General features: G+C 62.0%; 15 protein-coding genes and 3 pseudogenes. 12 read left to right on the forward strand and 6 right to left on the reverse strand.

Annotated features, from left to right (window positions below):
- The first annotated feature begins 24 nt into the window (after positions 1–24).
- From KH389_RS17120 to KH389_RS17150, 7 genes are read left to right on the forward strand one after another with little or no spacing between them, the layout of a single operon-like run.
- Positions 25–3,561 carry an alpha/beta fold hydrolase gene (locus tag KH389_RS17120; RefSeq protein ID WP_213605861.1) on the forward strand — a complete coding sequence of 1,179 codons (3,537 nt, stop codon included), beginning with the start codon at positions 25–27 and terminating at the stop codon, positions 3,559–3,561.
- A complete protein-coding gene (locus KH389_RS17125) occupies positions 3,558–5,048 on the forward strand; it encodes a flavin-containing monooxygenase (protein WP_213605862.1) in 1,491 nt (496 codons plus the stop codon). The genes KH389_RS17120 and KH389_RS17125 overlap by 4 nt, the downstream gene beginning before the upstream one ends.
- Entirely contained in the window at positions 5,036–7,696 is a 2,661-nt protein-coding gene (locus KH389_RS17130; protein WP_213605863.1) for a beta-ketoacyl synthase N-terminal-like domain-containing protein, read from the forward strand. The genes KH389_RS17125 and KH389_RS17130 overlap by 13 nt, the downstream gene beginning before the upstream one ends.
- Positions 7,693–9,510, forward strand: coding sequence for an acyltransferase domain-containing protein (locus tag KH389_RS17135; RefSeq protein WP_213605864.1), 1,818 nt, complete (start codon positions 7,693–7,695; stop codon positions 9,508–9,510). The genes KH389_RS17130 and KH389_RS17135 overlap by 4 nt, the downstream gene beginning before the upstream one ends.
- Positions 9,507–9,770 (forward strand): acyl carrier protein, encoded by a 264-nt coding sequence (locus KH389_RS17140; RefSeq protein ID WP_043860793.1) that lies wholly within the window; start codon positions 9,507–9,509, stop codon positions 9,768–9,770. Before KH389_RS17135 ends, KH389_RS17140 begins: the two co-directional genes overlap by 4 nt.
- Entirely contained in the window at positions 9,763–11,493 is a 1,731-nt protein-coding gene (locus KH389_RS17145; protein WP_213605865.1) for a fatty acyl-AMP ligase, read from the forward strand. Before KH389_RS17140 ends, KH389_RS17145 begins: the two co-directional genes overlap by 8 nt.
- Positions 11,480–12,277: a thioesterase II family protein gene (locus KH389_RS17150; protein WP_213605866.1), complete on the forward strand. Its 798-nt coding sequence runs from the start codon at positions 11,480–11,482 to the stop codon at positions 12,275–12,277. The genes KH389_RS17145 and KH389_RS17150 overlap by 14 nt, the downstream gene beginning before the upstream one ends.
- Here KH389_RS17150 and KH389_RS17155 read toward each other — a convergent pair.
- From KH389_RS17155 to KH389_RS17165, 3 genes are all read right to left on the reverse strand, one after another.
- Positions 12,274–12,564: a DUF3077 domain-containing protein gene (locus KH389_RS17155; RefSeq protein WP_078481921.1), complete on the reverse strand. Its 291-nt coding sequence runs from the start codon at positions 12,562–12,564 to the stop codon at positions 12,274–12,276. The genes KH389_RS17150 and KH389_RS17155 overlap by 4 nt on opposite strands.
- Before the next feature lie 200 nt (positions 12,565–12,764).
- Positions 12,765–12,992, reverse strand: coding sequence for a hypothetical protein (locus KH389_RS17160; protein ID WP_213605867.1), 228 nt, complete (start codon positions 12,990–12,992; stop codon positions 12,765–12,767).
- A gap of 350 nt (positions 12,993–13,342) precedes the next feature.
- Positions 13,343–13,708 (reverse strand): DUF2388 domain-containing protein, encoded by a 366-nt coding sequence (locus tag KH389_RS17165; protein ID WP_213605868.1) that lies wholly within the window; start codon positions 13,706–13,708, stop codon positions 13,343–13,345.
- A gap of 493 nt (positions 13,709–14,201) precedes the next feature.
- Here KH389_RS17165 and KH389_RS17170 point away from each other — a divergent pair, with 493 nt between their 5' ends.
- The 5 genes and pseudogenes from KH389_RS17170 (at position 14,202) to KH389_RS17185 (ending at position 20,197) form a co-directional block, all read left to right on the forward strand.
- Complete coding sequence (locus KH389_RS17170; RefSeq protein WP_244988643.1) at positions 14,202–15,314, forward strand: HNH endonuclease; 1,113 nt, start codon at positions 14,202–14,204, stop codon at positions 15,312–15,314.
- Positions 15,315–15,895: 581 nt separating this feature from the next.
- The gene (locus KH389_RS17175; RefSeq protein ID WP_213605870.1) at positions 15,896–17,287 is read left to right on the forward strand and encodes a tyrosine-type recombinase/integrase; all 1,392 of its coding nucleotides are present in this window, start codon (positions 15,896–15,898) and stop codon (positions 17,285–17,287) included.
- A 281-nt stretch (positions 17,288–17,568) separates the two neighbouring features.
- A pseudogene (locus KH389_RS27380) lies at positions 17,569–17,884 on the forward strand (3-carboxy-cis,cis-muconate cycloisomerase); the annotation flags it as partial.
- A pseudogene (locus tag KH389_RS17180) lies at positions 17,883–18,441 on the forward strand (transposase); the annotation flags it as partial. The pseudogenes KH389_RS27380 and KH389_RS17180, both read left to right, overlap by 2 nt.
- Positions 18,442–19,573: 1,132 nt before the next feature.
- On the forward strand, positions 19,574–20,197 hold the full coding sequence (locus KH389_RS17185) for a response regulator transcription factor (RefSeq protein WP_213605871.1): 624 nt from the start codon (positions 19,574–19,576) through the stop codon (positions 20,195–20,197).
- Between the two features lie 272 nt (positions 20,198–20,469).
- Here the strand turns inward: KH389_RS17185 and KH389_RS17190 are convergent, their stop codons facing one another.
- The 3 genes and pseudogenes from KH389_RS17190 to KH389_RS27830 all read right to left on the reverse strand — a co-directional run.
- A complete protein-coding gene (locus KH389_RS17190) occupies positions 20,470–22,404 on the reverse strand; it encodes a propionyl-CoA synthetase (protein ID WP_213607540.1) in 1,935 nt (644 codons plus the stop codon).
- 175 nt (positions 22,405–22,579) lie between these two features.
- Positions 22,580–22,798 (reverse strand): tautomerase family protein, encoded by a 219-nt coding sequence (locus tag KH389_RS17195; RefSeq protein ID WP_213605872.1) that lies wholly within the window; start codon positions 22,796–22,798, stop codon positions 22,580–22,582.
- A gap of 204 nt (positions 22,799–23,002) precedes the next feature.
- Positions 23,003–23,122, reverse strand: a pseudogene (locus tag KH389_RS27830) (hypothetical protein); the annotation flags it as partial.
- Positions 23,123–23,194 lie beyond the last annotated feature (72 nt).

Below are 23,194 nucleotides of genomic sequence, written 5' to 3' on the forward strand. Positions count from 1 at the left end.
CGACGACACGCCGGGGAACCGACCATGAACCAACCGACCCACCTGCCCCTGACGGGCGACCCGGATGCCGGCGCGCTGAGTGCGCGCCAGGCGCTGCTGCTGCTCGACAGCCTGGATGCCGGCGCCGCGCCGCCGCTGGAGCAGCGCCTGCTGGAGGACCTGCGCGATCTGCTGCTGGGCGTGCTGAAGATCGACCCGGCGGACTTTTCGCCCACGCGTGCATTGATGGACTACGGCCTGGACTCCATCGCCTCCACCGAAATCGGCACGCTGTTCACCCAGCGCTTCGGCATCAGCGTGCCACCGACGGTGTTCTTCGAATTCCAGAACCTGCAGAGTTTCTGCGGCTACCTGCTGGCCAACCATCACGGGCAGTTGCTCGAGCATTACGGCGACAGTGCGCCCTTGCCCGCCCCCGCACCGGTTGTGGCTGCGGCGCCACCGATGGCGCAGGTGGTTGCGCCCGTGGCTGCCGGCGCAGTGGCCACACCCGCTACGCAAGGCCCCTTGAGCATCGAGGCGCTGTGGCAACGCTATGAGCACCTCGCCCCCGCTGCCCCGGCGGTGGTCCAGGGCACGCAAGCGAGCAACGAGTACGAGCCCAGCCAGGCCCTGCTCGACGAACAGTTCAGCCTGTGCCAGCAGGCCACGCGGGTGCAGATCCACCGACCCGGCGCGCCGCGCCTGGAATGCGCGACCTATGGCAGCGGCACGCCGGTGTTGATGCTGGGCGGGCTGGTGATGCAGTACGACGTGATGTGGCGCCTGCAACTGCAGGCGCTGGGGCGCGGTCACCGGTTGATCATGCTGCACCTGCCCGGCTGCGGCGAGGCCGAGCTGCCGCCTGCGTTCGACATTGCGCACCTGGTGGCCGATATCGTGGTGCTGCTGGATCAGCTGGGTATCGACCAGCCGCTGCCGGTGATCGGCTATTCGTTCGGCGGCGTGCTGGCCCAGGCCTTTGCCCTGGCCCACCCGCACCGCTGCGCAGGGCTGTGCATCAGCGTCAGTTCGCCGTTCAGCGAAGGCGCGTCGAACTTCCCGGTACTGATGGGCGAGCTGCAGAAAAGCCCGCGCTTCATGACCCTCAACCGCGGCTGGAACATGGCAGCGCTGCCGGCCTACCAGCAGGTGATCGGCGACTTCGACCTGCGCCCGCAGTTGGGCAACCTGCACTGCCCGTGCAGGATCATCTGCGCCAGCGACGATGCCTATCAGCCGCCGGCCTATTCGGCGCTGATCGCCAACGCCGTGCCGCATGCCGAACTGATCGAGGTGCAGGGCGCCGGGCACCTGCTGGGCTTTACCCATCACCAACGCTACAACCAGTTGCTGCTGGAGTTCCTGCACAACCTGCCAACTCCCGAAGGCCCGGCCCGGCGCCCCGTGCCCCCGGTGTTTCAGCCGGCCACCGCGCACACCCTGCAGACGCTGGAAGACTACGTGCGCCAGGGCGAACAGGGCCACTGCGCGATCCTGTCGGCGCCCGCCGCGCAGACCGCCCTGCTGCTCAATCACCTGGCCAAGCGCGGCAAGCGCGAGCCTGCCGATTACCGCAGCTACTTCATGACTTCGCTGGAGGAAGCCCTGGATGCGGCCCTGCGCCTGGCCCGCCACCATGCACGCAACCGCACCCCCGACGGCCAGGGCGAACTGCTGCTGATCGACGACAGCGGCTACTGGGCGCGCTACTTCAACCCGCTGCAGCGCGCCGATGCCAGTGCGCTGGTACCCGGCATCCGGGTGGTGGCGAGCCTTGCCCAGGCGCTGGCCTACCAGCGCCAGCATGGGCCCGAGCAACTGGCGGCGGTGGCCTGCATCCAGGCCGCCGACGCCAACGCCGAGGCCTGCGATGCCTGGCTGCGCGAGCTGGCCGGCAGCGGCATTCTCAGCCTGGTGGTGGAGCCTGCCCGGCAGGCCGGGCACTGGCCGTTGCTGGCGTTGTGCGAAAGCCCCGACCTGATCGTGCTGGGCGAGGGCCTGAGCGGGTTCCAGGCGCCGCTGGGCGCCTGCCTGGTACATGAACGGGTGAAGAACCCGTGGCTGATGACGCCCAACGAAAGCTATGTGCGCCATGTGATGAGCAACTTCGGCCTGCCGTTCAAGCTGGCCTTCGAACACCTGATGGCGCAGTTCGCCGCCGGGCTGAGCGTGGATGAACAACGCGAACTGCGCCGTATCGCCAGCAGCAGCGAAGCGACCTACCAGGCGCACCTGTGCTACGGCAACCGCGGTTACGCGAAGATCGCCCGCATGCACGGCTTCGATGGGCGCTTCCACGAGGCTCGCGGGGTGCGCTCACGGCTGATGCACGATGGCGAACCCTCGCGGGAAATCATCGACTGCTTTGTCAACGTGGGCACCTGCCCGCGCGGCCTCAACCCGCTGGATGTGATCGAGCAGGTCGCGCGCCAGCACGACACCCGGCGCGACTACTGGGGCGAGCTGCAAGGCCTGCTGCAGCACAACACCGGCCTGCCGATGGCGCTGCCGGCCTCCAGCAACGTCACCGCCGTGGAGGCCGCGCTGACCCTCGGCCTGCTGGCGGCCAGGGGCGAACGTCACAAACTGCTGTGCTTGAGCGGCGGGCTGGGGTTCTCGATGCTCAGCGCCGCGGCCTCGCACACGCTGGGCTTCGATATCTTCCGCGCGCCGTTCGAGCCACTGCATGCGCATACAGTGTTCATCGACCCGCTGGCCGAAGACGCCGAGGCGCAGTTGCAGGGCCACCTGCTGAGCGGCGAAATCGCCCTGGTGTGGTTCGAGACGATCCAGGTCGATGCCAATGCCTCGCGCCCGGTGCCGCCCCACCTGATCGCGATGATCGAGCGCCATCGCGACGCCGGCGGCTACCTGGTGGGCATCGACGAAACCCAGACCAACCTGATGACCGGGCGCTTTCTGCACAGCCAGGCACAGGTGCCGCAGCCGGATATCGTGGCACTGGGCAGCGCGCTGTGCGACAGCCTGCTGCCGATGGGCGTGGTGCTGTGCAGCGAGGCCGTGACCCAGGCTGGCGCCCAGCGACAACCGCAGCGCGTGGCCGACCTGCAGGGGCGCGGCATCAGCCAGCTGAGCGCACACCTGGCGCTGAACTGCCTGCAGGCACTGGAGCGCGAGGGTGCGCTGGCCCATGCGCGAACGCAGGGGGAGTACTTCCACCAGCGCCTGCTGGAGCTGCAACGGGCGTTCCCGCTGATTCGCGCAGTGCGCGCCGAGGGCCTGCTGCTGACGGTGGAGCTGGAGCTGGCCGGCACCCCGGCGTTTGTCGAGCGCAGCTTCGGCTACCTGCTGTGGGGCAGCCTGCTGCGCGACCCCGAAGGCGGGGTGGCGGCAGCCGTGTGCCCGATCCACAACCACTGCCTGCGCTACCTGCCGCCGCTGAACATCGACCGCGACAGCATCGACCTGATGGTCGCCAACCTGCGCCGGGCCCTGGCCCGGGGCGTGGACGGCGTGTTGCAGGACTGCGCCGAACACAACCGGCACCTGGGCGATACGCGCACTGCGCAGTTTCTGTCGAGCCTCACCCACCCTAAAAAAAAAGGACCCAACCTGTGACTGAGCACACTCGCGTCAACTCGCCAAGCCACGCCGCACCGGGTGTGGCCGCCATTCGCCCGCTGACCGGGCCAGGCCCCAGGGTGTGCATCGTCGGCGCCGGGGTCGGCGGCCTGTCGATGGCCCGCGCGCTCAAGCGCAAGCACATGGCCTTCGACTGCTTCGACAAGCGCGACCGCATCGGCGGTATCTGGGCCTTCGACCACACGGGCGAGCACACCTCGGTGTGGCACAGCATGAACATGAACACGCCCAAGGGCCTGTACCAGTTCAGCGACTTCCCCATGCCGTCGCATTACCCGGACTTCCCCTCGCACCGCCAGGTGCATGCGTACCTGGACAGCTTCGTCGAGCACTTCGCGCTGCGCGACAGCATTCACCTGGAGTGCCCGGTGCAGCACACCGAGCGCCTGGCCGACGGCACCTGGCGGGTGACCCTGGGCTCGGGCGAAGTACGCCACTACGACGCGCTGGTGGTCGCCAACGGGCACCACAACACGCCCAACCTGCCGGACTACGCAGCCACTGCCCGGATCGACAGCATCCACTCCAAGCACTACCGCTATCGCCACCCCTACCAGGACAAGACCGTGATGGTGGTGGGCGTGGGCAACAGCGGCGCGCAGATTGCCGTGGACGTGAGCCACGATGCACGCATGACCTACCTGTCGCTGCGCCGTGGGGTGTACGTGCTGCCGCACTACCTGTTCGGCATTCGGGTGGACAAGGTGATGGGCCCACTCAACGACTGGTGGGTGAAGAAGCTTCTGCCCTACCCGCTGACCGGGCTGATGTTCACCGGCCTGTACAAGCTGCTGATCGCCAAGCGCAAGCAACTGGGCATGCCCAAGCCCGACCACCTGATGATGTCGAGCCTGCCGACGCTGTCGGAGAACTTCGCCAACCGCGTGGGCGACGGCAAGCTCAAGGTGGTGCCGCAGGTGCAGCGCATCGACGGCAACACCGTGCACTTCGTGGATGGCAGCAGCCAGGAAGTGGACGCGGTGATCTACGCCACGGGCTATCACACCGACTTCCCGTTCTTGCCCCAGAGCCTGTTGCAGATCGAGGAAAACCGCATTCCGCTGTACCAGCGGATCTTTTTGCCCGAGGTGCCGAACCTTGCCTTCATCGGCGTGTTCCAGGCCGTGACCTGGGGCTTTCTGGACATGATGGAGCGCCAGGCCGAGGTGGCCGCCGACTACTTTGCCGGAGCGTACCAGCGCCCCGGTGCCGAGGCCGAGCGTGCGCATATTGCCGCCGAGCGCAAGGTGATCGAGCGCGAGTTCCTGGCCACCCCACGCAACAACTACGAGATGCACGGCCCCACCTACCTGCACTACCTGGCCAAGGAGCTGCGCCAGGGTCGCGAGCGGGCCCAGGCCGGCAATCGCCAGAGCCCGTTGCTGAGCATCGCCCACACCTATGATGCCAGCAGCGCCGCACACCACGTCCAAGAGCGGGAGCCGGTCTCATGCCCGTCGTGACGCCGGTCGCCGTGGTCGGCATGAGCGCTCGCCTGCCGGGGGCGCCAGACCTGCGCGCGTTCTGGCAGCTGTTGCGCGAAGGCCGCGATGCGGTCGGCCAGGTGCCGGCCGAGCGCTGGAACTGGCGCGACCACGACAGCACGCTGAACCCCGGGGAAGAGACCACCTACTGCCAGCGCGGCGGCTTCATGCCCTGGGTCGACCGCTTCGACGGGCGCTTCTTCGGCATTCTGCCTCGCGAAGCGCAAGGCATGGACCCGCAGCAACGGCTGTTCTTGCAGGCGGCCTGGGCGGCGCTGGAAGATGCCGGCTACGCGCCAGGCCAGTTGGCCAAACGGCGGGTGGGGGTGTTCGTGGGCGTGGGCCATGCCGACTACCCCACGCTGATGCGCCGCGACGGCGTGCCCAGTGATGCCTGGCGCGGCACCGGCATTGCGCTGACGGCCATCGCCAACCGGGTGTCGTACTGCCTGGACCTGCACGGCCCCAGCGAGGCCATCGACACCGCCTGCTCCAGCTCGCTGGTGGCACTGCACCGTGCCCGGCAGGCACTGCAGGACGGTGAATGCGAGCTGGCGATCGTGGGCGGGGTCAACCTGCTGCTGGGGCCGGAGCTGTTCATCGCCTTCGGCAAGGCCGGCATGCTCAGCCATGCCGGACATTGCCAGACCTTCGCCGCCAGTGCCGACGGCTATGTGCGCGGCGAAGGGGTGGCCGCGCTGGTGCTTGCGCCGCTGGCGGCAGCCCAGGCCAACGGCGACTTCATCTACGGCCAGGTGTGCGCCAGCGCGCAGAACCACGGCGGCCGTGCCCACAGTTTTACCGCGCCCAACCCCAAGGCGCAGACCGAGGTGATCACCCGGGCCTGGCAGCAGAGCGGCCATTGCCCCAGCCAGGCGCGGATGATCGAGACCCACGGCACCGGCACGCCGCTGGGTGACCCGATTGAAATCAACGCGCTGAAGAACGCCCTGCCCATGACCGAGGCCGGCACGCCCATCGCACTGGGCGCGCTCAAGAGCCAGATCGGCCACCTGGAAGCCGCGGCCGGGATTGCCTCGGTGATCAAGAGCCTGCTGTGCCTGCAGCATCGCCAGGTGGTGGGCAACCTGCACCATGACGCGCTCAACCCGCAGATCGAGCTGGCGGGCAGCCCGTTCTATCTGCCCGATGCCACGCATTCCATGGGCGAACAAGATGCACCGCTGCTGGCCGGGGTGAGTGCGTTCGGGTTTGGCGGGGTGAATGCGCATGTGGTGCTCAAGGCTGCCGACAGGGGGAGCGACAGCCCTGGCGTGCCCGACGGCCAGCCGTATCTGGTGCTGCTGTCGGCCAAGGATGAAGACGGCCTGCGCGCCCGTGCGCGGCAGTTGCTGGCGGCCTTTGGCGAGCCCTTGCCCGATGCCGGCGGCGCGCTGCGCCAGGCGCTGGACGAACGTCTGCGCGACCTGCTGGGGCTGATGCCAGGCAACGGTGTGGCCACCCGGCTTGCCGAGCTGAAGGTGGACGCCGAGGATTTTGTAGGTTGCCTGGAGCAGGCGCTGGACGCCCTGCAACTGGACGTACCCATCGATGCATGGCGCGGTGCGGTAAGCCTTGAAGAGGTGGTGGAGCGGCTGGTGGGCGAAGCGGCGGTGCAGCCTGAAGAGGCGGCACGGCTGGAGAGCTTGAATGCGTTGCCGGGCGACCTGTCGGCCAGCCTTGCGGCCATCGCCCGCAGCCTGCAGGAGGGGCGCGATGCGATGGTGCGGCGGCTGGCGGTGGTGGTCGATAGCCGCGAGGCGTTGTTCGAACAGCTGCGGGCGTATCTGGGGTCGTCTGATTGCCCCTCGGATACCCGGTGGCACAGCGCTGATGGGCTGACCGGCAAACCGGCGCCGGAGGCAGGCAGTGGCCGGGCCGACCGTGCACTGCTCGAGCAATGGGCTGCGCATTGGGTGGCCGGCAAAGTGCCGAGCCCGGGCTGGGCCACGCTGTATGGCGACGAACCGCGGCCACACAAGTATCCCTTGCCGGCCTACCCTTGGCGGCTGGAGCGGGTGTGGTACAGCGCAGCCGTCGCAGCACCTGCGCCGGCCACGCCGGCACAGGCGTGGCTCGACTGCTGGGCGCCTGGCGCGGCGCTGCCGGGTTCATGCATGGCGCTGGCCGCCCTGGTGGACCATGTGGCCCAGCCAAGCAGCGTGCTGCACTGGAACGATGTGTGCTTTGGCCCGCCGGTTGCCCTTGCGGCAAGCGACACACTGCACTTTACCCGCGCCCCACGGCATTGGCAGGTGAGTGTGAACGGGCAGGTGCTGCTGCAGGTCGAGACCGCGGCTGCGGTTGCTGCCGCGCCGGTATTGCAGGCGTTGCCCGTCACGGCAGAGGGTGTGCAGGCGACACTGCCTCAGGGCCTGGACGGCTACCGGCTGTGGGCTGCGCTGTTGACCCACCTGAGCACGGCGGCGGGCACCAGCCTGCCCTATCGCATTCGCACGCTGGCGCTTGATCCCCAGGCGTTGCGAGACGCGCGGCAGCTGATTGTCGAGCGCCAGGGCATGACCTTCGATGTGGCCCTGTGCACGGCCGATGGCCGCTGCGCACTGCGCCTGGCGGGCATGCAGATGCGCGCCTTCGACCTTGTGCGCCAGCAGGTGAGCGCATGAAGGCGTGGCTGTTTCAGGGCCAGGGCAGCCAGCGCAAGGGCATGGGCGCGGCGTTGTTCGCGCGTTTTCCGGCGCTGGTGGCCGAAGCCGATGCGGTGCTGGGTTACTCGATCGAGCGTCTGTGCCTGGAAGACCCCGAGCAGCAGTTGAACCTCACCACCTTCACCCAGCCGGCCATCTATGTGGTGTCGTGGCTTGGCTACCTGGCGGCACGTGAGGATGGCGCCGTTGCCAGCGTTGCGGCCGGGCACAGCGTGGGTGAGTACGCGGCGCTGACCGCTGCCGGCGCGCTGGACTTCAGCCTGGGCCTGCGCATCGTCATCGAGCGGGCGCGGTTGATGGCCCAGGTGCAGGGCGGCGGGCTGGTGGCGGTGCTGGGCCACGATCGACAGCGGGTGCAGGCACTGCTGGACGAACGGCCGGATGCAGGCCTGGCCATCGCCAATATCAACAGCCCCACACAGATCATCGTAGGGGGCACGCTGGCAGCCCTTGAACAGTTGCTGGAGCACTGCACAGCGCGGGGGATTCGGGCCATTGCGCTGAAGGTGAGCGGGCCCTTCCATACCGCGCACATGGCCGCTGTGGAGCAACCGTTTCGGGACTTTCTGCAACGCATGAGCGGAGCGTTTCGCGAACCGGCATTCCCGGTGATCGCCAACGTGCACGCGCGCCCGCATACCCGCGACGGGCTGGTGGAGGCACTGTCCACACACCTGACCCACCCGGTGCAATGGCAGCAGGTGATCGAGCGGATGCTGGCCGAGGGCGTCGAGGATTTTGTCGAGATCGGCCAGCCTGCGATTCTGGGTGGGATGCTCAAGGCTATTCGTGAGCAGCCTGCCGTTGAGCGGTCGAATGCCCCTGCGCGCCCTGTGCTGGTGATTGCGCCTGACGCCCCCGCGCTGCTGAGCGAACTGGCACGCCACGGGGCCATGGGGCTGATCGACAGTCACGGCCTGGACCAAAAACAGTTGAAGGCCCGTGTGCTGCGCCTGAATGCCGAGCCGCAGGTGGGCGGCCGTTTCGGTATCCGCCTGCATGGCCGCGCAGATTCAGCACTGATTGATTGGCTGGCGGGCCAGACACTGGCCTGCATCGAGGTGCCGGCCCACTGGCAGCCCCTGCGTGAGCGCTGCCCTGGGGTGCGTTGGCAGGTGCGGGTCGAGTGCATCGATGAGCTGGAGGCTGACGCCGATGCGCTGGTGATTGCTGCCGATACACACCTGCCCCTGCTGCTGGCAGCGCTGGCCCGGCGTAAGCCTTGCGGGCCGAAGATCGGCGCCAGCGGCCTGATCGGCAGCCCTGCCAGCGCCCAGGCGATGTTCGATATGGGGGTGGATTTCGTGGTGTGCGGCAGCGTGTTTCTGCTGGGCAGCGAGGCCGGCCTGCCCGTCGAGCGTCAGCAGCAGCTTGCCGGCATGACACAGGCCGAGCATCGCCCGTTGACGGACTGGCGCTACCCCGAGTTCGCCAGCCGCACGCCCGGCTATGTGCTCGACAGGTTGCGCAACGAACAGGCCGAGGCGATGCAGGCCTTCTACCTCAGCGACAGCGGCGGCGATCAGGCCGCCCTGCGCGACCGCCTTGGCGACGCTGCCAACCCCGCGACCCAAGCCACCTGCGCACGCCGCGCACTGCAGGCCCACATGCTCGCCGGCCTCAACCAATGGCAACAGCCGGGCGATGCCTCGCTGTGGCTGTTCAATCACTGGCGCCAGCGCTGCCGGCCCGAGCTGCCCATTCCCATGCCCACGGAGCAATTGCTCAACCTGCTCTGCCCTCCCCTCTGCCCTTCAAGGACAACGCCATGACCCTGGTCGAGACGCTGCAAACGCGCATCAGCGAATTCATCTGCTGTGAAATGGACCTGCCACCCGAGGACATCGACCTGGATACGCCCCTGGGTGCGTTCGGGCTCGGCTCGCTGGCGGGCATGAAACTGATCGGCAGCCTGGAGCAGCAGTTTGGCTTGCGCCTGTCGCCGACCCTGGTGTTCGAGCACCCGACCATCGCCGAATTGGCCCTCGCCATCGCGGCGATTGCCGCCCGTGGGGAGGCCGCGCATGTTTGACAAAAGCTGCCTGAGCCCACAGGAACTGGCCAGTGCCACCGGCCTGCTGGCGGTGCACGATAGCCTGGCGCTGCGCGCCTGGGTGCACCCGCACAAGGTGCTGTTCACCCTGCTCGACGACCAGGGGGAAGAACAGCAGCAGGTCAGCTACCAGCAGTTGCTGGGGCGGGCCAACGCCATCGCCCGCCAGTTGCAGGCCGTGAGTGAGCCGGGTGATCGCGTGGCGCTGTTCTTCCCGCAGGGCCTGGACTTTATCGCAAGCTTTCTGGCCTGCCTGATCGCCGACCGCATCGCCGTCCCCGTCAACCTGCCGAACCGGCGCCGGGTGGAGCGTTGCCTGAGCATTCTGCATGACAGCGGCAGCTGCCTGCTGCTGGTGGCCGCAAGCGAACAGGCAATGCTGCAGCAGGCATTTGCCGGCACCCCGGCGGCGGCGCTGGCGATGCTGAGCCCTACTGACGATTGCGACGCACCGTTGACGTTCGCCCGGCCTGCGGAGCGTGACCCACAGCGCGTCGCCTTCTTGCAGTACACCTCCGGCTCCACCTCGGCGCCCAAGGGCGTGAGGGTGAGCCACGCCAACATCACTGCCAACCTGCGCATGATGCGCGACAGCTGGGCGCTGGACCACACCAGCGACTTCGTCACCTGGCAGCCGCACCACCATGACATGGGCCTGATACTCGGGCAGCTGCTGCCCATCGTGTTGGGCAACCACACGGTGATCATGGCGCCGGCGACCTTCGTGCGTCAGCCGCTGATCTGGCTGCAGGCCATTGCGCGGTACAAGGTGCGGTTGGCCGGGGGGCCGAACTTTGCCTACAACCTGGCGGTGGAGCGTTACGACGCCGAACGCCTGCAGGGCCTGGACCTGTCCCACTGGACCCACGCCCTCAACGGCGCCGACGTGGTTCGCCCGGCAAGCCTTGCGCGCTTTGCGCAGCAGTATGCGGGGCATGGCTTCAGGGCCAGCGCGTTTGTGCCGTGCTATGGGCTGGCGGAGGCAACGCTGTTCGTGAGCGGCGGGCCGCAGGGGCGGCCGGTATGCTCGGTGGTGGTGCCCGTGGATGCGGGGGCACCGCAGGAGCTGGTGGGGTGTGGCGAGCCATCGTGGGAGGTGGAAATCGCGATCGTCGACCCGGCCAGCCGACAGCGCTGCACGCCTGGGCACATCGGCGAAATCTGGCTACGCGGGCCGAACATTGCACAGGGCTACTGGCAGAACCCGGCGGCGACCGAGGCGGGTTTCAAAGCGCGGATCGACGATGGCAGCCCCCTGGATTACCTGCGCACCGGCGACCTGGGTTTTGTCGGCCCCGACGACCGCCAGCTGTACGTGTGTGGCCGGCTCAAGGACCTGATCATCTGCGAGGGCCGCAACCTGCACCCCGAAGACATCGAGTACACCGTGATCGAAGCCCTGGACGAGGTGCGCCCGCAGAGTTGCGCGGTGTTCAGCCACGACAACGAGCAGCAGCGCCAGACCCTGGTGGCGGCCATCGAACTGAACCGCGAGATCAAGCGCTGGCTGCAGGACAACCCGCGTCAGCTCAAGGCGGTGGTACGCAGCGCGGTGGTGGACCAGCACGGCATCACCCTCAACCGCATCGTGTTCGTGCAGCCCACCAGCATGCACAAGACCACCAGCGGCAAGATCCAGCGCGCGAAGATGCGCCAGCTGTACCTGGCGAGCGAGCTGGACCTGTTCGATGAAACCCGCTGAGCCGCTGGTGCAGTGGCTGGCAGACGCCGAAGCGCCGGTCAGCCTGGTCTGCTTTCACTGCGCAGGCGGCAGCGCGCAGAGCTTCTTTGCGTGGAAGCAGGCGGCGGCTGGGGTATGCGAGTTGTACGCCGTGGAGCTGCCGGGGCGCAGCCGGCGCTTGCGCGAGCCGTTCGCCCGCTCGGTAACGGAGGTGGCCGCGGCGTTCGCCGAGCAGTGCCAGGCGTTGCCCGACAAGCCGCTGGTGCTGTTCGGGCACAGCCTGGGCGCCCTGCTCGCCTACGAGACTGCGCGGGTGTTGCTGGCGCAGGGGGTGCGCAAGCCCGTGCACCTGCTGGTGTCTTCTCGCCAGAGCCCGGACTGGCTGCCCGTGTGCGCTGGCCTGCCAGCACTCAATGACCAGGCCTTGCGCGATTACCTGGCGAACCTTGCCGGCACGCCACGGGAGGTGCTGGCGAACCAGGCGATGATGGACCTGGCGGTGCCGATACTGCAGGCCGACCTGGAGTTGATTCTGGGGTATCGCCACACGCATGTGCGCGGCCTGGACATCCCGGTGGATGCGTTTGGCGGTATGGGTGACGAGCAGGTGCGCTTTGAATCGCTGGGTTGTTGGCAGCGCGTGACCGAGGGTGGTTTCAGCTTGCGCATGATCGGGGGCGGGCACTTTGCGGTGATGCAGCAGCCGCAGGTGGTGATGGCGCGGGTGCGGGTGATCGGTGACGGCCTTGCCGCGGCCGAGGGGCAGCATCGGCGCCCTTCGCCCGCTGCTGTGCGGGGTGACTAGTCGGTGAGCATGGCGTGAGCCACGTCCTCGACCAGGGCTTTTGACATGCCGCTGAGGCAGTGCGCGGCCCAGATCAGCGAGGCGTCCTGCTGGGTGCCGGCTTGCAGGGTGAGCTTGTACACGCAGCTCATCAGCGCGGCGGCTTGCTCCAGCGCGAACTGCGCATTGTGACCGGGTTGCACGCGGAACAGCCGGTCGGCGTTGGAGGCTGCTTCGCCTTCGCCGAAGGTGCCGACGCCGATGGTTTTGATCGCGTTTGTGGCGGGTGCAATCGAATCCTTGTCCATCCAAAATGCTCCTGCAGCGTTGCCAATTTCAGGAGGTGTGGGGGCTCTACAGGCGCCGCATAACCCTGTAGGAGCTGGCCTTGCCAGCGAATGCAGACACCGCCGTAGCCGAATGCACACCACAAAACCCTGTAGGAGCGGGCTTGACCCGCGAACGACCGCTACGCGGTCGCATAGCACCCAAGCCCCCTCCTACCCCATCAGTGAACAGCCTGAACCCGACTCAACGCCACCTCCACCAACTCCCGCGCGTGTTCTATCTCATGCACGGCCGCCAGGCTGAGCATCTGCTGGGGGGCTTGGGAATGAAGTAGCACCGCGTGCTGCGATACGGTCTGTGCGCAGAGCAGGTATTCGGAGAGTTGAATGAGGATATCTTCGAGGGTTTGGGGGGTGTGGTGGGGTGGGTCTGGGACGATTTTGAGCATGATGAACCTCTAGAGTCGATGAGGCTGCTACAGACCTGCTGTCAAACAAGAAGGTGGCAGCGGTACGCGGGTTGACAGACCGAGGACTCTAGAACTCGGCGCACACGAGTGTGCCCCACGTACAGCCGCCATAAAGGGTGCACGTGCGCCAAGAGTCAGGGACGGCCTGTCAAAGCCGGTCGTTGATGAGCAACGACGCGGAGGAGACTAGAGCGCTGACTGGGCCGGCGCAATGGCTGGCGTGCGGCGGGAGTATGATTGGGAAAGAGCCTACAGGGAATAGGGAAAGGCTGAGGTTTGGATGTAACGGATTGCAAATTCGTTGTGAGAAATGCGCTTTAGCCAGGACTTTAGTTCGCTGGTTGATAGGCCAGGATCGCCCTCGCCAGTTGCATCTCGTCCTCAGTAATTACCGTGCTTGCGGGCCGCAGCGCTGACAAGGCAGCTTGCAGCTCCACGCCCAGAATGGCGCCGTCGCTTGCCACGTAGGCCGCCGCGTCATTGCGGGCGTCTACGATTTTTCTATCCTGGTTTTTGCTGCTATTTCGGCTGCTGGCTTCCGCGTCCTCGGTAAGGGTCACGGGAAACAGCGTCACGGCCAGAGACGAGGTAACGATTACTCCGAGGAACGTGGGTTCCACGGCGCGGCCATCCCCCGCCAAGGCGGGCAGAGAGCAGGAAAAACCGAGCACAATTGCCGCTAGTAAATGACGCACCTAGTCGCTCCATGCGTTGGACCGATCATCAAAATCGAAATGTGCGCGCATTCTGGCGGAGTATCGCCTGGAGGAGAAGTGCTACTCACAAATGCCGAGCTCGGCATTTGCTGGGAAGTCCGGAATTACTTGCTGCGTCACGCCGTTCAAGCGTAGCGATCAAACGACCAGGTGGCAGCTATACGCAGGTTGACAGACCGAGTAAGCAACGAACCCGGCGCACACAAATGTGCCCCACGTAGAGCTGCCGGACTTACAACAGCGCAGAAAGATTAGAGAGCGATGGAGAGGAACGCAACGGCTGGAAGCGGCAAAAACACGATTGGGAAATGGACTACAGCGCGTAAAGAAGGGCCGGAAAACTAGCAAATCGATGGAGCTAAAAGGGGCGACAGATTTACATACTGACAGACGTTTCGTGATGGCCACTTGAAATTAATCAAGATATTGCAGCACCATGCTTTTCCTACATTTTCGCAGGAAAGGTCTGACAGTGACGAAAGCAACGCCGAAGGAACGGGTCCAGTGGGCAATCAATGAATTCGATCAAAATCTGAGGCATCAGTCCAACTGGATAGGCTGGGAAACCAATCGTCGCTATCACTCCGCCATAACGGTTGCGGGCAAGCGCTATCCTGCAAAAAAAATTGTGGCCTTGGCCTCAGCAAAGGATGAGCAGTCTTTCTCAGGCGCATTTGAAACGACACGCTATTTACGTAAAGCTGGATTTCAGACTGAAGCCATCCTCCACCCACCAGCTTCGATCCTGGACCTTCACTTCGAACGAGGTGCGGTGTATGACCGAAAAACCGAAATCCATGGACCATTTGGTGGGAGTCACCAGTCAGGGATTGCTCCGTCTTCAACTCATCCTGCGATTTTTATTTTCACCGGTGAAGCGGGTGAGCAGCATGGTTACCTGGACGACTGGCTGGATGACAATACCTTTCTCTATACCGGTGAAGGCCAGAAAGGGCCTATGACCTTAACAAAAGGAAACCTGGCCATTGCCGAGCATGTTAAGACTGGGAAATCGCTCTATCTATTTCAGTCATTAGCAAAAGGTAAAGGTCATCGCTTTGACGGCGAATTCGTCTGTGAGGGATTTTTCCAAAGCGAACAAGCCGACAAGGACGGCGATTTGCGCAGCACTATTGTTTTCCGGTTGAGCCGAATTGAAGCGATAACTGACGACGCGCTGAACCGATTACCATCAGAACATAATGAATTTCCTTTAGAGTCCGATCTAATCGCAGCACGAAATGCCGCCCTCTCAGTGACTCAACGCGCACCGAGAATAAACCCAAGTGTAAGTAAAAGAAACATTTACCAACGAAGCCGCGTGGTGGCCCACTACGTGATTATGCGTTCGAAAGGTGTATGTGAGAGCTGTAGTACTACGGCCCCCTTTCTAAAAGTTGATGGGCAACCTTATCTGGAACCGCATCATATTAATCGAGTTTCAGATGGTGGCTTGGACCATCCTCAGTTTGTCGCAGCGATATGCCCGAATTGCCATCGAGAAATTCACTCAGGCGCAAATGGAGAGAGGAAGAATCTAGAGTTAGCAGCGAAAATTAAAAAAACCGAATTGCTTTACTCCTGAAATTACTATGGCACTTTAGGGCATCATTTGATGCCATAACTCATACCACTCCGTATTTCATCCCGATCAAGTCGGCTCGCCTTCACGCCCTTACTTGTAACGGTGCTATTTTCGATAACGCTTGCCGATTTATCGAAGCTTGCCCTTACGAAAAGACCTATGCGGCTAAAATAATTCGCTGCGCCCTAGCCACACTCAAAAAGCAACTAATTGCAAAGTCGGCATTTTCCAAAAGAGAGTGATTGACTGCGGCGCAGAGGTAGGTTGGCTATTTCAGAAAACGTAGAAACCTAAGAATCTACATAAAAATCACGCACATGAAAAAGGCCATCCCTTTCGGAAATGGCCTTATTCACTGAATATATGGTCGGGACGGAGTGATTCGAACACTCGACCCCTTGCACCCCATACAGTTACGCACTAGACATCCATGGTTCGTACTGCACCTCTATAGAATCCTAAAGCCCATTAAAATATGGACTTTTAGCGATTCACTCTTCCAACGACCGCTATCGTGACCTACCCTTAGCTGACAAATCTGTGGGAGTAAATGTGGGAGTAAATTTCTCAGGAGATTGATTATGGCCAAGCTCACCGCCAAAGAACTAGAAGCACTGACCGAGCAAGATGTCGGCACCGTCATACGCGACGAAGGCAGCCTCTCAGGCAGGGTCTCACTCCGCAAAAAAGGTGTCGCCATCCCCTTTTACTTCCAGTTTCGTTGGGAAGGTATTTACACCCGCTTTTCCTGCGGCACCTGGCCAAACAAGTCGTTGACCGAAATCCGCAAGGAGCGCAACGAAGCGCGAGACCTTGTAGCCAAAGGGATCAATCCTAATGAAAACAAGCGCGCCGGGAAGGTCAGGCAAAAAGCGGAACTGGCTGCACAACTCGCGGAGGCCGATCGGCAAAAGTCTAAGGAGCTAACGCTGCTGGACCTGGCGGAAGAATGGCTTCGCGATGGTGTGGCACGCAAGGATGGTAATGCCGAGCTACGGAGAAAGTTCGCGAAAGATCTTTACCCTACTCTTGGCTCTAAAGTCATCAGTTCAATCAGTGAGCATGACCTGCGGAACTTGGTGCGGTCCGTAATGGCTCGTGGCGCTACTCGTCAAGCCATCAGTCTTTTTTCGGATACCGTTCAGATGTTCGGGTGGGCCCAGAAGCGCCAGCCATGGCGAACGCTGCTGATTGACGGAAACCCAGCAGACTTGGTCGAAATCAACAAGCTTGTACCCAGTGACTACCAGGAGGAGCGAACTCGGATCCTCTCCTCTAGCGAACTTCAAGAACTACACCACCGTTTTCAAACAATGACTGCGGACTACGCAGCACTACCTGCCGGCGAAAAGTACGATGGTATTCGCCCACTCAAACCAGAGTCCCAGCTTGCGCTTTGGATCTGTTTAGGAACGTTATGCCGGATCGGTGAACTACTTCAGGCTGAATGGAAAAACGTCGATTTGGAAAATGGCGTCTGGTTTATTCCCGTGGCAAACGTCAAAGGCAGCCGGGGAAAGAAGCAGGACCACCACGTGTTCCTATCTGCGTTTGTGATCCACTATTTCAGCAAGCTTCGGCTGCTCACGGGACACTCTCAATGGTGCTTCCCCGCAAAGCATCATGATGGTCATGTCGATCTCAAGGTCGTCAGCAAACAGGTGGGAGACCGCCAATCACGCTTCAAAAATCGCAGACCGCTTTCCCGTCGCCGACATGATGACACCCTGGTGCTGTCCGGTGGTGCGAATGGGGAGTGGACACCCCACGACTTGAGACGAACAGGAGCAACCATGATGCAAGCCTGGGGCATAAGCCTTGACGTGATAGATCGGTGCCAGAACCACGTGCTGGCAGGTTCCCGGGTCCGCCGTCACTACTTACATCATGATTATGCCGAAGAGAAAAAAGAAGCTTGGAACCTGCTGAGCGAAAAGCTCACTGAGATCATGATCGGCCAGGATGGTTTGTAGGGAATTAAGACACGATAGAAGGTGTCATCGCCTCCGCCATCTTTATACGACAAAGGCCTTATTATTCAGGGCTTTGTCGTTTCTGGGGTTTGGAAAAACCTGCCAACCCACACTCCAGCCCACACCCTGGATGAAGTATTGCTTTCCAGCGGCTAATTTTCGAAACGTCTCTTGCCTGCACCTCCAGCCCTTAAGAGCCGGTTTAGAAGCAGCTTCTGCATGAAGCTCCGGAACGAAAGTAGAGATCATGACCGCTCTTCGGCTCCGCCCTCTTTCGCGACATGTTCGGCATTACCGAGATGCGCGGCGCTTTTTCCGACAAAGCCCTGATCGAACGCTAAATTGAAGTGGAAGTGGCCCTTGCCCAGGCCGAGGCACGCTACGACGTGATATCAAGCGAGGCCGCCGAGCAAATCGCTGCCCTAGCGACTTCCGCCTCACTCGATATGGCGCTCATCAGTACGTGGCTGAAAATGTCGATTACCCGATTCTGCCGCTGGTGCAACAACTGTCGATAATCTGTGGTGAAGCCGGTCGTTGCGTCCACTGGAGGCCACCACGCAGGACATCATGGACACTGCCGTGGTGCTGCAGGTATGGAACCGCACCGTTGCTGGCCTGGATGGTAGAGGAATAGGACATCGAGCCGCATGTGCCGGTGTGGGACAAAACCGAGCGCAAGAACGACAGTTTTTCGAGCAACGATTTCCACTGGAATGAAGAGGCTGAGGAATACCGCTGTCCGGCCGGCAATGCGTTACGTAGCGAATGGCGAGCCTTCAAAAACGAGCGTTCGCACGTCACCAAAGCCAACACCATCATCTTCCGATCCTGGCAGACCGACTGCGTTGCCTGCCCGATGAAAGCCAAGTGCTGCGCGAATACTGCGTTCCGCAAGATCGCTCGCAGCGTCTATGAAGCCGCGCGCGATGTGGCTCGGCGAATGGTAGCAACACCTGCGTACGTGCGCTCCCGCCACGAGCGTAAAAAGGTCGAAATGATGTTTGCCCCCCCAAGCGCATCGTGAAATTGGATCGCCTGCGGCTACGTGGCATGAGTGGCGCGACCGATGAGTTTACGCTGGCCGCTGTGCGGTTCAGACCCTACGACGGCTGGCCAAATTTACCTCTCAAGGGCCACCGGTCACGGGATAGGTGCGTCTGCACTAAACAAAAAACCTCAACCAAACCCAATAACCGAGCAGCAAAGGTCACCGAAGGGCCGAGAAACCACTCAATGTGGTGAGTAGGGTTCTCCGATGGTGATCCTGCCTGGGTTCGAGCCAGCTGAAAATCCGACTTTTTCAACAGAATCGGTCAAAAACAGTCATTCTATGTTTCTACCGCGGCAGATGAATCCGGCATCTGTAAACACTGGTAGCGGAGTCCCCAAGAAGGTGATTGGGTGTCAACCGGTGTATCGCTACATCGCGCCCGAATTCTGGAAGCCGTATTGACGACTAAAGGAACAGGCGTTTCTGGGCAAACGGCGTCGATGGCGTCGCGCATGATCAGCCTCAAAAGCAGCGTACACGCGCTCGAAAGCATATGGTTTCGCTGCGCGTCGTACGTGAAAATATACCTCCGTGGTCGGATTGACGCGGAATTTCAGCGAGCGCAGACTGCCGGAAGAACAGTCGCACCGGCATTTGGCTGAGTTGCCCACGTGTCACGTGTGTGCACCATGGGTGAGATGGCGACGAACATCGCAATGAACGAAACCAACCGCTCATGACGATTGCCAACTTCGCCAGCGCTAGTATCCTGCGCATCAAGCCAAGTGCCGATGCGTGTCGAAGTACTCGAGAAATTCGAGAGGATAGTCGGAGAGGGCAAGCGTGGCGGACAGATCATTCGACAGATCCGCGAGTTGGTAGCCAAGGGAGAGTTCAAAGTGGGACCAGTCGACCGAGTGGTGATTACAGTTCTGAACTTCCTCGAACCGAAGGCGGGACAGCGCCAAGTTGACCGTGCGCCCACGACTTGCTGCAGAACTTCCGTCGGTTCAAGCTGAAAAGATCGAGATCGAACAGATTCTGCCAAATCTGGTGGAGAGCTCGATCGATGTGGAGGTGACCGTACGAGATTCAGTGCTAGCTTTTCGGTTATTGTCCGAGCGCAGATTTTCGATCTTTTTTCACCGCCAGAACTGACGGCACGGGCCGGGGCTGTCCATCAGTCACTCAATCGTGCAAGTGCATCATGGCCGGTTCTTGCTGGATTCAAATGCGCTTTGCGTTGCAATATTCCGTTTGACGCTCCCAATACAATAAGAGAGGTTAACTAAATGGGCAGTTCGGGGACCGTTTTTGTTGTGGACGATGATCAAGCAGTGGCCGAATCCCTGCGCGCACTGCTCATGTCCGTCGATCTTCCGGTAAAAACTTATCCTAGCGCGCAGGCGTTTATCGATGATGACGATTGCTCCAAACAGGGCTGTCTGGTTCTCGATGTGCGTATGCCTGGTATGAGTGGCCTGCAGCTTCAGGAATACCTCAAGGCGAGAAAAATAACGATACCCGTGATCTTCATCACGGGGCACGGGGATGTGCCTATGGCCGTGCGAGCGGTTAAGGCGGGCGCTTTGGATTTCCTGGAAAAACCTTTCCACGATCAGGATCTGCTCGATCAGGTGCATCTCGCGCTTACGCTAGAGCAGGAAAGGCGCCATTCGGCAGTTGGGCGTGAGTCAGTGCGTGAGCGTCTGGAGGCCCTGACGACGCGCGAGCGCGAGGTCATGGATCTGATAGTCGCTGGCAAGTCCAGCAAGATGATAGCCAATATCTTTAATCTATCGTGCAAGACCATCGAGTTTCATCGCGCCAATGTCCTGCTCAAGACGAATGTTCATACCACCGCGGAACTGATCCATATGGTGCTTTCTGCGCAAGACGCTGCCCGTCCGTCCTGACGGTACAAAGCATTCCGAGCCGGTTTCGAAACATCGCCGCCGCGCCACCCGGCGCTGGCGGAGTGTCGCAGACATGGCTTTCTGTTCTGACATTGCTGAGGTCGTTCGCTGTCACTCCTGCCCGGGAGCAAGCCTCCGGCCGAGAGAGTCGGCGCCGCGAGAAGTAAAAGCGCGGCGGCCCAAGCCGCCGGTTGCCAAAACACTCTGCCGCCAATCCTTACAGTCTACGGAATCAGGTCGCGCCGCCGAAACGGATCCCACTTGGTGCACCGCTATTCAGAGGACGTCACGAAAGTGGTATTCAGCGCGTACCCTGCAGTTCGCAGCGCAGCGCCGATCTCCGGCAGTGAGCCCGGATCGTCGATTGTGGCGGGCATTTTCCATTCCTGACCGTCGGCGATCTTCTGCATGGTCCCGCGCAGGATCTTTCCCGAGCGCGTCTTAGGTAGCCGATTGACCACTACCGCACGCTTAAAATCAGCAACCGGGCCGATGTTTTCGCGAACGAGCTGCACAATTTCCTTGATGATTTCCTCGTGCGAGCGATTGACGCCGGCCTTCAGGCATAACAGCCCCAGCGGCACTTGCCCCTTAATCTGGTCGGCGACTCCAATCACTGCACACTCGGCGACATCGCAATGACTGGCCAATACTTCTTCGATCGCCCCTGTCGATAGTCGGTGGCCGGCGACATTGATGATGTCGTCGGTCCTGGTCATTACATGAACGTAGCCCTCCTCATCAATGAACCCCGCATCCCCGCTCTCGTAGTACCCCGGATAAGCACGCAAATAGGAGTTCTGGAAGCGTAGATCCGCGTTCCACAGTGTAACCAGCGCACCTGGGGGCAGCGGCAGCTTAATGCACAGGACACCGATCTTGCCTCGGGCCACCACATCCTGCTCGCTGTCGAGCACCTGGACATCCCAGCCCGGCATCGGACGCGTGGCCGAGCCGTACTTGACGGGAAACAGATGCGTGCCGAGGGGGTTGCCCGCGACGACCCAACCTGTTTCCGTTTGCCACCAATGGTCGATGACCGGAACCTGCAGTTTCTGTTCTGCCCACTGCAGGGTGTCCGGATCTGAACGCTCCCCAGCCAGGAACAGCGCCCTGAGATGAGACAGGTCGTACTTGCCGATATGCTGGCCCTGAGGATCCTCGCGTTTGATGGCACGGAAGGCCGTCGGCGCGGTAAATAAGGTCGTCACTTTGTGCTGTTCGACGATCCTCCAGAATGTACCGGCGTCGGGAGTTCCTACTGGTTTACCTTCGAACACGACAGTGGTGCAGCCGGCGAGCAACGGCCCGTACACGATGTAGGAGTGACCCACGACCCATCCGACATCCGAAGCCGCCCAGAAGACTTCGCCGGGTTGCACATCGTAGAAATGCTCCATGGTCCAACGAAGAGCGACCGCGTGGCCGGCGTTGTCCCGAACCACGCCCTTGGGCTCCCCGGTCGTTCCGGATGTGTAGAGGATGTATAGTGGATCGGTCCCCTTTACCGGTACGCAGGCCGCGGGCTGCGCGCTGGCCACGGCCTGCTCCCAATCGACATCCCGGTCCTCGACAAGCGATGCGCGCTCCTGCGAGCGCTGGTAAACGATAACGCTGTCCGGCTTGTGCTTGGCCTGCTCGATGGCGCAATCGAGCATCGGTTTGTACCTGACGATGCGGTTTGGCTCGATTCCGCATGAGGCAGAAACGATGACCTTCGGCTTGGCGTCATCGATACGAGTCGCGAGCTCGTTGGGCGCAAAGCCTCCGAACACCACAGAATGAACAGCCCCCAGCCTCGCACAGGCCAGCATGGCAATGACGGTCTGCGGGATCATGGGCATGTAGACGAGTACCCGATCGCCCTTGGCCACGCCACGCAAACGCAACGCTCCTGCGAAACGGGCAACGGACGCCTGAAGCTCGCTGTAGGTGATGGTCTGGACAGTCCCGGTGAGCGGGCTGTCGTAGATGATGGCAGCCTGGTCACCACAGCCCGCCTCGACGTGCCGGTCCACTGCGTTGTAGCACGTGTTGAGTTCAGAGCCTACGAACCAGCGATAGAACGGAGCCGTGCTGTCGTCCAGCACCTTGCTCCAGGGTTTGTACCAGCTGATGCCCTGAGCAGCTTCGCCCCAGAACCGGTCTGGATCTGCGATAGAGCGGGCATGCATTTGGTCAAAGGCGTCAATTTGTTCTGCGGTCATTGCGATCTCTCTGGCAGTTGTCAACGTTGAATCGAAACCAACCATGTAGCGCTGTTGCCGGATGGAGCCGACGCCCATGGCCGCGCGCCGTTATGCCGCGACGCGGAGTAAGGGGCCCGAAAGCCCCTTTGAAAGCTCCGACCACCCATCAGGACAGCCGGTCGCTACGCGGAGGTCAATCGCCAGCCTGGAGCTTCTTCACGTCGGCAGCGGTAAGGCAATGCCCACCGATGGACCAGTCGCCGCTCTTCACCTCCTCGAAGATCACCCAGGTCACACCTTCCATATTCTTGCCTTCGACTGACACCATGGCGTCGTGGACAGCGCGAATTGCCTTCTGCTTTTCCTCGGCGGTGAACACACCCTCAATACCTTTAATCGTCACGAGCGGCATAACGTTTTCCTTTTTGGATAACACAAGAAAATGCGCAAGGTCAGCCTCTGCTGATGCCCAAACATCGCGGACTAGCCCCAATGTTCGTTGCAGCCTCCTTACGAAGGCTGGGAGCGTTGCACTTAACCGACCCAACGCGGGGGGGGGTAAAGGATGAAAGGCACAGCAGGCCACTATTTGATCTGCCGGTACCCGGTTTTCAACAAAACCCAATTTGTTGGCGCTATAGCTCTCTAGCACGCACTTGGTCTGCTGGTAGTTAGCTAAGGCGATCTTGTGGGTTTCGCGGCCAATGCCGGAGCGCTTGTAGCCGCCACCCGCACTGTCTTTGTCATTTCCGTCCTCCTTACTTTTATTGAAATGCTCAACAGAGGGTGACGTTCTTCCGGGGCAAGG

This window comes from Pseudomonas qingdaonensis (genome assembly GCF_018398475.1).
GTDB lineage: Bacteria > Pseudomonadota > Gammaproteobacteria > Pseudomonadales > Pseudomonadaceae > Aquipseudomonas > Aquipseudomonas palmensis.

What these genes read in the sequence shown, in the direction of transcription:
- KH389_RS17135 (WP_213605864.1), top strand. Translation starts at nt 7,693, where the DNA reads ATGAAGGCGTGGCTGTTTCAGGGCCAGGGCAGCCAGCGCAAGGGCATG.
- KH389_RS17190 (WP_213607540.1), bottom strand. Translation starts at nt 22,404, where the DNA reads ATGACCGCAGAACAAATTGACGCCTTTGACCAAATGCATGCCCGCTCT.
- KH389_RS17195 (WP_213605872.1), bottom strand. Translation starts at nt 22,798, where the DNA reads ATGCCGCTCGTGACGATTAAAGGTATTGAGGGTGTGTTCACCGCCGAG.
- KH389_RS17175 (WP_213605870.1), top strand. Translation starts at nt 15,896, where the DNA reads ATGGCCAAGCTCACCGCCAAAGAACTAGAAGCACTGACCGAGCAAGAT.
- KH389_RS17130 (WP_213605863.1), top strand. Translation starts at nt 5,036, where the DNA reads ATGCCCGTCGTGACGCCGGTCGCCGTGGTCGGCATGAGCGCTCGCCTG.
- KH389_RS17145 (WP_213605865.1), top strand. Translation starts at nt 9,763, where the DNA reads ATGTTTGACAAAAGCTGCCTGAGCCCACAGGAACTGGCCAGTGCCACC.
- KH389_RS17150 (WP_213605866.1), top strand. Translation starts at nt 11,480, where the DNA reads ATGAAACCCGCTGAGCCGCTGGTGCAGTGGCTGGCAGACGCCGAAGCG.
- KH389_RS17120 (WP_213605861.1), top strand. Translation starts at nt 25, where the DNA reads ATGAACCAACCGACCCACCTGCCCCTGACGGGCGACCCGGATGCCGGC.
- KH389_RS17185 (WP_213605871.1), top strand. Translation starts at nt 19,574, where the DNA reads ATGGGCAGTTCGGGGACCGTTTTTGTTGTGGACGATGATCAAGCAGTG.
- KH389_RS17140 (WP_043860793.1), top strand. Translation starts at nt 9,507, where the DNA reads ATGACCCTGGTCGAGACGCTGCAAACGCGCATCAGCGAATTCATCTGC.
- KH389_RS17160 (WP_213605867.1), bottom strand. Translation starts at nt 12,992, where the DNA reads ATGCTCAAAATCGTCCCAGACCCACCCCACCACACCCCCCAAACCCTC.
- KH389_RS17155 (WP_078481921.1), bottom strand. Translation starts at nt 12,564, where the DNA reads ATGGACAAGGATTCGATTGCACCCGCCACAAACGCGATCAAAACCATC.